This window comes from Lacrimispora amygdalina, assembly GCF_900205965.1.
Classification (GTDB): domain Bacteria; phylum Bacillota; class Clostridia; order Lachnospirales; family Lachnospiraceae; genus Lacrimispora; species Lacrimispora amygdalina_A.
Genome location: NZ_OAOF01000012.1, coordinates 1 through 12,855, shown reverse-complemented (window position 1 = coordinate 12,855; position 12,855 = coordinate 1). Strand labels below are relative to the sequence as shown.

Annotated in this window: 12 protein-coding genes; 10 read left to right on the top strand and 2 right to left on the bottom strand. The window is 30.4% G+C overall.

Translation table 11 applies throughout. The annotated features are described in order from the left end of the window. The first annotated feature begins 167 nt into the window (after positions 1–167). Positions 168–1,280, top strand: a complete 1,113-nt coding sequence (locus tag CRO04_RS15700; RefSeq protein ID WP_097005217.1) for a sigma-70 family RNA polymerase sigma factor — start codon at positions 168–170, stop codon at positions 1,278–1,280. Positions 1,281–1,636: 356 nt separating this feature from the next. Here CRO04_RS15700 and CRO04_RS15695 read toward each other — a convergent pair whose 3' ends face one another. Beyond that, on the bottom strand, positions 1,637–1,903 hold the full coding sequence (locus CRO04_RS15695; protein ID WP_097005216.1) for a hypothetical protein: 267 nt from the start codon (positions 1,901–1,903) through the stop codon (positions 1,637–1,639). A gap of 212 nt (positions 1,904–2,115) precedes the next feature. On the opposite strand from CRO04_RS15695, the gene CRO04_RS15690 reads away from it, so the two are divergent. The 4 genes from CRO04_RS15690 to CRO04_RS15670 all read left to right on the top strand — a co-directional run bounded on the left by CRO04_RS15690 (position 2,116) and on the right by CRO04_RS15670 (position 5,849). Beyond that, positions 2,116–2,775, top strand: coding sequence for a single-stranded DNA-binding protein (locus CRO04_RS15690; protein WP_097005215.1), 660 nt, complete (start codon positions 2,116–2,118; stop codon positions 2,773–2,775). A gap of 89 nt (positions 2,776–2,864) precedes the next feature. Beyond that, complete coding sequence (locus CRO04_RS15685) at positions 2,865–3,341, top strand: hypothetical protein (RefSeq protein ID WP_097005214.1); 477 nt, start codon at positions 2,865–2,867, stop codon at positions 3,339–3,341. 235 nt (positions 3,342–3,576) lie between these two features. Further along, on the top strand, positions 3,577–4,467 hold the full coding sequence (locus CRO04_RS15680; RefSeq protein ID WP_097005213.1) for a hypothetical protein: 891 nt from the start codon (positions 3,577–3,579) through the stop codon (positions 4,465–4,467). Positions 4,468–5,060: 593 nt separating this feature from the next. Further along, a complete protein-coding gene (locus tag CRO04_RS15670; RefSeq protein ID WP_097005211.1) occupies positions 5,061–5,849 on the top strand; it encodes a hypothetical protein in 789 nt (262 codons plus the stop codon). A 62-nt stretch (positions 5,850–5,911) separates the two neighbouring features. On the opposite strand, the gene CRO04_RS15665 is transcribed toward CRO04_RS15670, so the two are convergent. Next, positions 5,912–7,105, bottom strand: coding sequence for an AbiH family protein (locus CRO04_RS15665; protein ID WP_097005210.1), 1,194 nt, complete (start codon positions 7,103–7,105; stop codon positions 5,912–5,914). Positions 7,106–7,297: 192 nt separating this feature from the next. Between CRO04_RS15665 and CRO04_RS15660 the strand changes: the two genes are divergently transcribed. The 5 genes from CRO04_RS15660 (at position 7,298) to CRO04_RS15635 (ending at position 12,563) form a co-directional block, all read left to right on the top strand. Beyond that, positions 7,298–7,849, top strand: a complete 552-nt coding sequence (locus CRO04_RS15660) for a hypothetical protein (protein ID WP_097005209.1) — start codon at positions 7,298–7,300, stop codon at positions 7,847–7,849. Positions 7,850–8,183: 334 nt separating this feature from the next. Further along, positions 8,184–9,053, top strand: coding sequence for a hypothetical protein (locus CRO04_RS15655; protein WP_097005208.1), 870 nt, complete (start codon positions 8,184–8,186; stop codon positions 9,051–9,053). Between the two features lie 164 nt (positions 9,054–9,217). Further along, a complete protein-coding gene (locus tag CRO04_RS15645) occupies positions 9,218–10,234 on the top strand; it encodes a hypothetical protein (protein WP_097005206.1) in 1,017 nt (338 codons plus the stop codon). Between the two features lie 96 nt (positions 10,235–10,330). Further along, entirely contained in the window at positions 10,331–11,116 is a 786-nt protein-coding gene (locus CRO04_RS15640; protein ID WP_097005205.1) for a DUF6710 family protein, read from the top strand. 661 nt (positions 11,117–11,777) lie between these two features. Continuing rightward, complete coding sequence (locus CRO04_RS15635) at positions 11,778–12,563, top strand: hypothetical protein (RefSeq protein ID WP_097005204.1); 786 nt, start codon at positions 11,778–11,780, stop codon at positions 12,561–12,563. The last annotated feature ends 292 nt before the right edge of the window (positions 12,564–12,855 follow it).

The window sequence follows — 12,855 nt, the reverse complement described above, 5'->3', positions numbered from 1 at the left end:
AATAACAAGGCCGGAACGGCCTGAAGAGCTCGTGGATGCGGCATAAGACGAAAAGTAAGCTCAATTATATAGAGTTCAAACTTCGTCGGAGACGAATTTGCGGCTGCAATAGAAACGAGAATCCACTGCTTCTTAAGTAGTGGTAGTTCAATTAGTGAGGTGAGAGTATGAAAAAAAACGAAAATGTAAGTTTTTTTGGAACAGATGAAGTAATTGAAGAAGCCGAAGAATTCGATGGAGAAATCGAAAAAATTAACTTAGCTGAAACAAATGAAGAATCATCTACCAAAAGTCCGGAAGAGATTATGGACAAATACAACAAAGGAAAGTCCATGGCAACAAGAGCAGAAGCTATTATAAGAAGTATTTTAAATTTGGATGAGTCAAAAAAGATTCCGAATTTAATTTTAAAGCCTGAGAAGGTAGAAGATTATCTTGCTGAGGCATATGATCAAGCAGTAAAAGAATATAATGAGGGAATGCAATTGACTCTTCAGGCAAAGGAAGAGATGATCATAAAGCTTGATATGTTTATATATTATGTTATTGAGGGCCGTTTTTCGACATTTAAAAAGTACACAAAAGATTTATATCAGGAAGGAATCTTGGGAATTCTTAAAGGAATTGACTCTTATGATGCAAGAAAAAGTAAACCAACTACTTATTTCTATATATATATTTTACATGAGATGACCGAATATATTAATTCTAATATTAATAAAACGACATCTCATTATTCTGCTAATATTGTAAGAGTTAAGAAAATTATAAACAAATTTGAACATGAGGGAAGGGAGTGGACGATTAAAGATATCGCCCAGGAAACAGGAATTTCAGCTGAAACAATTTCGCAGTCAATAAGAATTATGGAAAGTTCAAATGAAGTTCATTATGATACCGTTGATTATTTAGATTCAAAAATGAGTAAAAGGTGTGATTCTCCGGAAGAAGAGTACATAAAAAACGAAACAGCACTAATAATTCGTGAAGCAGTGAACAGTTTGCCTGAAAATGAAGCAGCAGTCATTACATTGAGATTTGGACTAGGCGGAGAGGAAAATATGTCTTTTAAGAACATCGCAGAAAGACTTGGAATTCAGATCGATAAAGTAAAGAAATATAACAATGCTGGATTAAGGAAATTAAAAAAGAGCAAAACAATACATGGAAACTTTAATCTGGTTAAGGAGGACCGTGCGATCAATGCCAATTCGTTGGGTGTTGTTCCAATTGAAATCGGAGATAAGATCATGGAACGTCTTTTGCAGGCTAATATATAAAAGAGGACTCACACCAAGTGAATGGTGTGGGTCCTTTGCTGTTACTAAGTTTGACTGTTTTAATGAAGATTGAGCAATGTTCTCTTGGAGTGGAAAGGTTTAAGATAATTATTGTAACGTTAATTTCCTCTTTGATATTTGACTGAGCGTTTGGTAGCTGATTGTTTCAACTACCCTCAATTTGATTTAATGTTTTAGTGGCATAGATATACTCTGAATAAAGAGAAGATATAAGATAATAAAATGAAAACAATCTGAGTTTGTAATTTGGGATTAAGTTTGATGGATAGAGTGTCTGATTTTGTCTTTTCGAAATGATGAAATAAAGTTTTATTAATGTAAATATCCCGTAACTCTTAATTTGGATTTTCGCAATAATATTCTTCATGTATCTTTCCGAAAAGATTGGAATCAAAACCTCTTTTTCTTAATTCACTTATTAAATTTTCATCGAACACTTTTCTGTTGATCACTTGACATTTGATGGTTTTCGCTGTAATTTCCTCAGCATCTGAAACTATGAAAACGCCATTTTTCCTTAATATGAAATAGGCTGTATCATGGATAGTTTCAAAACCATGTAATATGATTTCAGTTTCTTCTACTGACAATATGTCATTCATATTATGATCTCCTTATAACAATATATTTGTTAATATTATTTCCATGTTTTTATGAATAATTACATATATATATAATAATTCAAAGTATTACTTTTGACAACAATTATAATTAAAAAATTAAAAAAATAAAAGTAACCTAAATTTTCCATTTTTGGGAATACCTTCTAACATATTTTTATTGTAACACAAATTATTTTTAAGGAGAATCAAATATGGAAAGATTAGAAAATCAAGATTTAAATAAAATTATTGTTCAGGGACCAATTGTAAGAAAGTTCGCAAATGGTATTGCTACTAATTTTACAATTAAAACACCAAGGTTAAGTATGCCAAATGTAGCAAAAGAGGGTGACGTTTGTTACAATTATCCTGAAATTTCTTTTTATGGATCAGAAAAAGATGTAATCAACAGTAACTATAAAGAAGGTGATGTTGTAAGAATTGAAGGAATGATTCAAACACAGAAAAAAACAGCTAAAGATACAGGCAGAGAATTTTATGATCAAAAAATCATTGGACTATCAATTGAGGAATCCAAAAAGGAACTAGCTGTATTTGGGTATACGGGTGGAGCTTATGTTGAAGCAGAAAATAAAGTGTATTTGAAAGGGACCGTTTCTAAGATTGCCTCTCCGGCCAGAGGTGTATTAACAATCAATATCAGAACCTTCTATAACGGAAGAGTGAATAATATCCAGACATTCTTGTATGAAAGAAATGTTGGCAATTATATGGAAGAGTTTAGAGTTGGTGACAAAGTCTGTGCTGTTGGCAATATTCAGACATTAAAAAAAGAATCTGCTGATGGTGATAGATATTACCGTAATATTGTTATTAATTCTATTTGCAAATTTAACCTTATCGAAGCATGAATTCACTAAATGTGGATTTATAAACTCGTCAATAGCGAGGTTTTAATTCGAATTGATCGAATTTGTAAAGAATAGGATAGGTGAAACATATGGCTGGAACCATAATGTCAGAAAAAAAGAAAGATGCTTTTATTCAGGCATGTGAAGATTTAGATCCCTTAACGGTTCTTCCAGAAAAGATATTGCAGGCACAACGATTAATTGAAATACTTAAAAAAGATGAGATAGAAGCAAATATGTTATATAAATGCGGTTGTCCTTACGAATGGATTAAAGCTTCAGATAAGTATTGTCTATTAAATAAAGGGAAACTTAGAAAGCCCAAATATAGCAATGATTGTACCGTGTGCTGGATTAAAAGTATTACGGAAGAAATGAAAGAAAATGTATTATCAGAAAACAAATATCAGGAAATTGTTTCAAGGCTTAATAGTTATGAAAAATTTAAGTTAAGTCCAGAGCAGCTAGAACAGATTCTTTCCATATTAGAATGGAATAAGACTTACGATTTTGATTTTTTTGTTAATAAAATTATAGAAATGAAAGTTATTAAAGATAATAAATAAAGTAATGACAAATTCATTTAATACAGTATGCATTTTTATTGTTATTATATGTTTTTATAGACACAGATTGCCTGTGTCTATTTTTGTGCCTAATTAAAACTAGGATGTATTTCTAAACTCGTTAGAAACAATAATTTCGATCTTCTGAATTATTAAACCTGCTGTAATATAATTTTTTTTATGATATAATAATTATAGTTTAAAGTGAAAAATAAAAATATTAGGAGATAATCAAATGGTCAATAATTATGAGAAGGTTGATGCATCGCAGAACATAAACGTTGAAATGTTGCAAAAGTATGCTAATCGATTTGGATATTTAAAAAAGGATAGAAATAATATTAAAGATTTTATAACTAAAGTCAATAATCGTTTTGATTACTTATTTAAAAATTATGATGATTATGATTACGCTAAGAAATATGTCACATGCCAGATTTTCCAAATCTTAGGAAAGCAATATTATATTGATAGAGACAATTCAATATATAGTAGATCTGATTTACATAATTTAATGCTAAAATTAAGTGAGGAGCAACAATTGGTTCCTGTATTAATGATTTGTGAAATAGTTATTAGTTATCTTGTTAAAGAAGAAAATGAAGAGTTAGTCTGGTTAACTAATGCAATAGCTGAGGACCTTCTCACTTCTAACATTAATGCAGCATTATATAAGTCGCCAGAAGGCTATGAATTTTATCCGGCAACAGAAACTTTATTTGATGAAGCATTGGTTTACGATGTTCTAAATTGGCTAAGTGAATACCCTCGAACAAAAGAACAGTACAATAAAACATTAAAAATGATTTTACATCAAGCAGATCCGAGAGATTTGGTTGATAACTTAAGATTGTCACTTGAATTATTTATAAAAGAATTCTTTTGTAATGAAAAATCATTAGAAAATCAGAAGAGTTTAATAGGAGATTATTTAACATCACATAATGTTTCAAAACATTTTTCAAATATGTATACTACTCTTTTTACCCACTACACAACGTACAATAATAATGAAGCCAAACATAATAATACAGCTGATGAACAAGAGATTGACTTTTTAGTTTATCTAACCGGAAGTTTTATCAGATTTTTAATACAATTAAAGAGAAGTGAGAAAAAGGTTTAGTTAGAAAAGTAAATGGCAAAGGAAATGTAGGTTAAAAATGTTAAAGCCACAGTAACCATTTGGGTTACTGCAGCTTCTGTATTGTTACTTCAATAAGGGTTGGCACTTATTACATAAACATATTAGTATAAAAAACTTTGACTTTGGAACAATTGATTTAATAAAAAATGATGTTAATTACTATACAAATTAAATCTAAAAATGCTACTGGTAGAGTGATTATAAAGCCAGAGACAGCTTTTTGCTTTTTGTCAGCATCCTCATTCTGAAATGCTTTGATAAGTGTGAACAGACTAACGAAGAAGGCAGTGGCGCAGATTATTAGTATTCCAATCATAATTTTTAACATATTATTCTCCTTTGCTATGTTTGATTTGTAAACAGTATGATAGGAATTTTGACTTTGGATAAATAAATTTAAAATATTTATTGATAAGCTATGATCCCTGACTTTTTAAGAAGCCATATTAAGTGAAGGAACAACCAAAGAAGCAAATATAGGGCCTCTAACCCATTTAACTAACAAATACTTGCTGTTTCATCGAAAACAGTTATAATATATATTGGATTAATTAATAAGTGAGGAGGTCAGTATGAAAAAGAAATTATTGATGTTAGCTGTGTCAGCAGTGATGACTTTTGGAGCAGCGACGGCGGCATACGGTTCACAGTGGCAGCAGGATAGTACTGGTTGGTGGTATCAAAATGATAATGGGAGTTATGCTACTGGTTGGACCTGGATTGATGGTAAGTGTTATTATTTTTCTGATAATGGTTACATGGCTGCAAACACGAATGTTGAAGGATATACTTTAAACAGTGAGGGCCAGTGGGTAGTAAATGGAGTAGTTCAGGGTCTGAAGATTACAACCGAACAAAAACAAGTGATGGAAACTCTGTTGTCTCCAATTATTTATTTAGACACATTTGACAAAAAAGAATTTTTGGTACATACCTCCTCATTTTTAGATGCTGATTTATCAAACTTACTTGATTGGCATTTAAATAATACCTATGAAAAAAATGCGATTATACAAAATGTAGAGGCAAATGAGTTTGGACGTTCATTTGATAAAGCTGAGGCATTAGATCATCTTGCAGATATGTATGGGAAGAAGCTTAGCGAAACAGCACTAGTGCAGGATTCTTTTATTACTTTCAAAGGAGACAAAATCATTATTACTGGAGCTGATGGTGAAGGCGTTTCAACTCCATCTCTAACAAATTTTAAAATGAAAGATGGTAAATTAATTGTCAGTGGAAGTTACAAAACAGAATTTAATGTGGAAGAATTAAATACAGGAGGATCCGTCATTGCAACGTTTATCCCAAATAAGGATAGTTTCTTTGGATATACATTAGAGTCGATACAGGGATACTAATTATATGACGAATAAAGACCCATGGAATAGCTTAATCCATGGGCCTTATTTATATACTGTTTCTATCTTACACATCCTTCAACCGCAGGTCCTAATTTCTTAAATTTTATTCTCTCAAATGCTGTTTGCTCAATAATATAATCTTGACCAAACATTTTTACAAGATTAATTATTTCGTTTTCATAAGATGATTGATTGTGGTAGAAAATAACTATTTTTTCTACATAGTGGCTTAAAAAGAAGAATTGTAATATACCTTTGTCCGTTATATCTAAAGAATGGCCCATAATATAGACTGTACTAGAGGTATCGTCAATACTGTTAGTTGTCTCATTTAACCAATGCCGGTATGCATTTCCGGTTCTTTTTTGTATTCGCTGGAAGTACTTTTGAAAATAGACATAGTCCAAATTATCGGTAAAGTTATCAGAGATTCCCAAAACTAAATTTTTCTCTCCAAGGCATCCATGTATGTAGTGTATTTCTGACAGTTTCCTTCCTCCATAAACGGTTTTGTAAGTATATGTGTAATTAAAATTGAGTAGATACACTTCAGATAACTCTTTTATTTGCTCTGAATATGTTGAACATTTTAGCCGCCCAACAAATTCATCCAGATAAATGCCCAGACATTTATTTAATATATCTAGTTCTTGCTTTAGTGATTCAAGTAAAGCTGTTTTTTGCTTTTTTAAATCTTCTGGATATATATCAAAAAGAGTGATAAGTCCGGTGTTTAAATTTTTGTAGGGAGCTGGTGCATAAGCAGTAATAGTATTCAAGATGGTGCATTCAGTAGGTTGTAGGACTGTGGATAATATTTTTCCCACAGAATTTGGCAATATCCTGTTATAATATTTTTCAATAAACGCTAAGACGTATTCAATTTCTTTTTCAAAATCAATCCAGCCATCTTTTTGATAATTAGTGGTTTTGAAGTATTGTAACAATACATTAGAATTTAAATGTTCATTTAAATATTGAATATGGGATTCTTCAAAGCAAAGTGCATGTTCAGCAAACGCTATAATGGATTCATTTGTAAGTACGCCATATGAACCAAGAGGCACAAGAAACTGCGCAGTTGGATCATATCCGGACTGTTCTATTTTGCCAGTTTTAGGATTGAGATAGGATTCATATTTATATTTGAAAGTTTCCCATTCATTAGTAAATGTTAAAAAGTCTGTATAACGAGTGGGAAGATTGTGGTATAAATCAAATCCGTTCCCGATAATAAGAATATTCTTTCCCAAGTATTTTTACCTCCATTATATGATAAGCATTATTAAATTTAAAATAATAAGATTTCTATATAAGTCAAATATTTACTGTATTATTATAGTCAATTTTCTATTAAGTTTCAAACTTTTTCTTGGATTCCTAGTATCAATTGTTATATAAAATATGGTAAAATGAAGGGATAATATAAAAGTGGAGGTTTTTATATGGTATATGATGATAAATATAAATTATCAATTGCAACAGAAAATGCGCCATTAAGGCCAAGTGAGCAACAGGAAATAAGATTGATGCTGAGTAGACATGATATAGGCATAGCATTTCTTGAACATCGGTCTATTATAAACTCAGTCCTTGACTCCATACCCATTTTTTTAAATCCAGATATAACAAACTTGTTAATTAGCGGGTTAATGATGCCGGCAGTCTATGATGCATTAAAGAAATGTCTGCTTTATATGGTTGCAAAGATATCAGTTAGGAAAAATATAACTGAAGAAAAAGAAAGTGGTGTAGCATTTAGGCTTAATATAGACAATGCAGATATTTACGCACCTATACCGGCCGGGCTTAGTGACAAACAGTTCTCAGCATATATGGATATGATAAAGAACTCATTTACAATAATCAGCAAAAAGCAGGAGGAAACAAAAGCTGATTATCACCAGATTTTTATAATGTATGATAATGAGAGAGAAAAGGTAGATATAAAAACTGTCCAGGATTATGCCAAAATACAAATGGAAAAGAAAAAATAAGACTGAGTTATCGGATAATGCTATTAAGCAAACGCTGCATAACCTGTCGAGAGGCACAACTATTATATTCTTAATTGATGGTTCTTACTTTATCTGTTATAATACATGTATCTAGTTATAGCAGACATTCTGTTGTATATTGACCAGTTTAAACATAATATCATAGACTAAAAATCTTTCTAGAATACAAGAGTACAGATATTTTAATAAAAAAGTTAACATTTACATATAATAAATAGTAATTGTTCGAAATCTCTACTACTAATAATTATAGATATTCGGAGAGACATACCGTAAAACTGAAATATTACTGTTAAGAAATGAGGTAGTAAATATGTATAACACAAGAAAGGATCAAATATCTCAGCAACAGATAAAAGCCAATATTTACGATTATACAGAACTAATAATCGATATAGGCGGGATGACTGAAGATATAATAAACAGATACATTGACAATGAATTCACACAACTATTTCCACCAGGTATATATAAAAGAGCAAAGACTGAATTATATGAGTCCGAAATCGATGATTATGAAGATAGAAGTTCTTATGTAATGAGTATTACCTCAAAAAAGCGGCTTTTAGAAACGGAAACCGTTCTTAGGTATTCAGCCAAAGATGGAATGGAACAAATCATAATCAGCACTATGTTCGTGATTATAAAACTTGACTATAAATGTACTCATAAATTAAATGAAAAGATTAATCTGATTTCTGAAATTATGAATTGCTTAATTCAAAATGCTTATACGGAAATAAATAGAATTACAATAAATAAACGTGATAGAATAATATGTGCAACATTGTTTCGGTTATATCAATGTTTTAATAAAAATATTTTCGGTGATATTGCTTATGCATTATCTAGAAAAAATAAGAATACAAACGGATTTTATTTAAGAAGTGATTCTTTATTTAATTTTGATGAATATGACGTTCATGTTTCAAGAGAAGTGAAACGAGGAGAATACGAGGATACTCAGGCTTTTCAGGGAAGTTTGAAGATGAATGTAAGATTAGAAGGATTTGAAATAGAGGATGATACACAAGAAACTATACAAAGAATAAAAAAGAGTTTTGTTGATTTAAATGATATATGTTATAAAATTTTCATTGAACATATTACTCTTTCATTTGCTGCGGATTTAGTTGTGGGTACAACAGATAAAGTGTTGGGAGGTTTTAATAAAAATGAATGAGTTTAAGGATTTCTCGATAAAGTCTAAAAAAAGTCATGAAATAAAATCAAAAAATAACTTTATTCAAAGTGAGAAAATTAATACATTTGAAAGAATTCAAAAGAGTCAAAAAAATAGATTGGATGTTAATCATATCATAGAATTTACGGACAGGAATTCTAATCATGGTAAGAGATAGAAAAAGAACTATTCTAACAGAAATTGATGATTTATATATATCTATTTATACAATAGGTTATACATCTGAAGGTGAAAGCTGTGTTTTGGTTTTGCATAGTAATATACCAGATAAAAGAATATTATATTCTATAGTCATTGATTGTTATGAAGAGGAAGAATATAATTATACGTTACAAATTTTAGAAGATTTAAAAAAAATATCACCCAAATTTAGATTAGATATGTTAATCTGGACGCACCCTCATGATGATCATACATTGGGAATTGATAAGATATTAGAAAGATATTGCAATAATAACACAAAAATAATCACCTCCCAAATTTTAAATACACCAGATATTTATTCTCCAAGTTGTAATAATATCAAAAATCAAATCGGTAAAATAAATTATAGACGGAAGATAAGATGGAATATTAGCCAATCAGAAGCTATGGGTAATATACTTGATGAAATTTCTTTTGAAAATGCAGGTGATTTAATCTCTCAGATGAAAATTAAATGTATTGCTCCATGTACAGACATAATATGCAAAGAAATAAATGATGAAGAGATTAATAAATTAAGCATTGGAATACTTGTTGAAATTAAAAACAAAAAGGGAGAGATTAATTTATTATTTACTGGAGATTTGGAAAATCAAACGATAAGAGAAATTATAAACGAAAGAATAAATGAAGATATCCCGTCGGTATATCATTACATAAAACTTCCGCATCATGGCGGACATAGTGGAGAAAACTTAGTAAAATTATTAGATCCAAAAATGAGATCTAAATTTGGTGTTTCAACGGTTTTTAAAAAAACTATTCGAAGTGGCGTAATGTCAAATCCTAATGAAGATGTTTTGAAGAATTATAAAAATTATATTGATGAATTGGCTTGTACTGCAGATGTCTTTAATGGTTCTTATGGAATAGGAATTATAAAAATAACATATGATTTAAAGAATCAGCATTTTGATATATTTCAAACAGGTGCTGCTAAGCGTAATATTGTGTGATCAGCTTATGCCTAAAGTAAATAACTTTAATAGCGATGTTAATTAGGTAAGACTGGTAAATGGCGTATTCCTGTATTTAAGTAAGAGGAATGGTATATGTACAATAAGATAAAAAGAATATTCGAAGAAAATAAAAAGAGGCAGGAATTAAAAAAAATATGCCTTGTGGCAGAGGAATTACTAGAAATAAATACAGAGGCAGAGACACATCCAATATATCTACTGATCAAGGAATTGGTTGATTTAGAATATAATAAAGTTATTTATAAGACAATATCTACCCATGATGATCATAAAGTTCCTCAGTTTTCAAGTAATAATCTACTTCCTTATGAGGAAAAGAAGTACGGGAATTATTTATATGAAAACTTTTATGGAGAACAAATAACATTTGGAAAATTAGTTGATCAAAACAGGGTATCTACAAAAGAGTCGATTCTTCTAGGAAAAGACCCAATCATAGCAAGGCCATGGAATATATGGAGATTAACAAGAGCTATGGATAATATTCAAGATAAATGGATACAAGATAATAATCATCAAGTAACGTTATGGCTCCCATATGGTGTCACATTTGTTTCATCAGGAAATCATTCCATAACAGTAGGACACTTGCGAAATACAGGGTCAGTAACAACGGATGACATATATAATGTAGGTGATATTCACGACTATATATATACTGATGGAATTTATTATTTTAGGAAGTCAGACGATAGTATATGTGCAGAGGTAACTAACTTTAATCTTGCAGTTGTGTTTGCTATAGGAGGATTGATTCACAAAAAAAGATTTAGTGGAGAAGGAAATATAAACTTCCATGGTCAAAATGTAAACCATATATTGACAGATATCAGTCATAAGATAAGTTTAGTGGATTAATAGAAACCAAATTTAATTTATGAATGCCATAGAAATATTAAATATAGCATATAAAGAAGACTCCTATGAGAGTCTTTTTTTATGCCATATTTAAAGCACTATTTTCATAAATTCTCTCTTTAAAATTGACTGTTATCAGTGTGATAGGAACTAGTTAAAAGACTGTGTATCAGGCACATAACGTACAACCAATTTGAAGCTTTATGCTGTCTAAGACTTATTAAATTTTGGGAGTAGAGTTAGCCGGAGTTAAACATTAGTTATAGACCGGAATATCAAAAGAATTGACAATCCCTGTATAAGACATTAAACTTAACTTGTATTTACCAAAAAATGGTAGAATCTATAAGGAGAATATGAGTATGAAAAAGTATAGAAAAAGTCTATTGGACTGGCTCTGTTGTTGTCAACGGGTGTGACATTGCCAGTATTCGCTGGAATATGGAAACAAGATTCTGTAGATTGGTAGTATAAGAATGATGACGGATGTTATTGCTGCCGGGTGGAACTGAATTAATGGTAGCTATAGATTCAGACTTCTCTAGGATAGTTTATCCAGTAAAATTACAAGTGTTCATGAGATAAATATATTGGATAATCTATTATTGCATTATTTGAAGCTCATTTGAAAGCAAAGCATAAAAACAAAATTGGAGGAAATATGAGCGAAGTTAAAGAAGTTGAAGTTGTAATGATAACAGATTATTGGGCTATAGATGATCTTGGTAAATTCTTTATTATTCCTGAACTTGAATTTGAAGAAGGTAGGTATCCAGGGCCGGAAGAAATGCCTTCTTTTCCAGAAAACAAGATTGAACAATATGATAAAAAGGAGGAACGTGCATACAAGAAATTATATAAAAAGAAGATGAAAGAAGCGAAGAAGGAAATACAAATATGGTATCCTGAATTCGAAAAAAGATGTAGAAAAGAATATGAAGAATGGAATGAAAAATTACGTACAGTAATGACGAAAGATGAACTAAAGAAAGATAACAAGCGTAGATTCAAAAGAAATCCACCATTTATTATCAGTTTTCTAATGTTCTTCTTGAAACTTTTTGGAATCATATTTTTAGGAATATTACGTTTCTTGGCTGAATTATTGAGTGCTGCAGCACCGATCTATTCATATCTTGAGGGAAAATATTATGAGGGAGCAGGAGACAGAGAATCGGCTTATGATTGCTATGAAAGATTTTATGAAGCATCTAAATTACATGACTTCAGGAGAAGAACTGCTGAATTTGAATATGTTGATTCTGAAGAAATAGTTATCTTAGATAAAACAGGATTTGAAGATGTGGCATATAAGTTGGATTTTACAATGAAAAATATTTTAGATATAAAAGCGTGGCCGATTTCTTTTGAGTCCCAATATAGTTTCCCATTAAATTTAAACGGTATTTTAAATAAAGATACAAAAATGATTAATGAAAAAGAATAATAATTTTTTGAAGAGTGAATTAATTTCTTGATTTAAAGGAGAGGAAATGTATTAGAAATACTAAATACAATAATTCCAGAGGGCTATATGGTAAATGAGCGTGTAGAATGGTGTAAATACTTATTTCCTAATTTATTCGTTATAATTGATTAATACAGACTAATTTAATTATCGAGGTGGATAGTATGAAAAAGAAAATATTATTAATGTTAATTACAGCTGCGCTTGCCTTAGGAGCAGCAACAGTTGCATATGCAGGTCAGTGGCAGCAGAACAGTACTGGCTGGTGGTA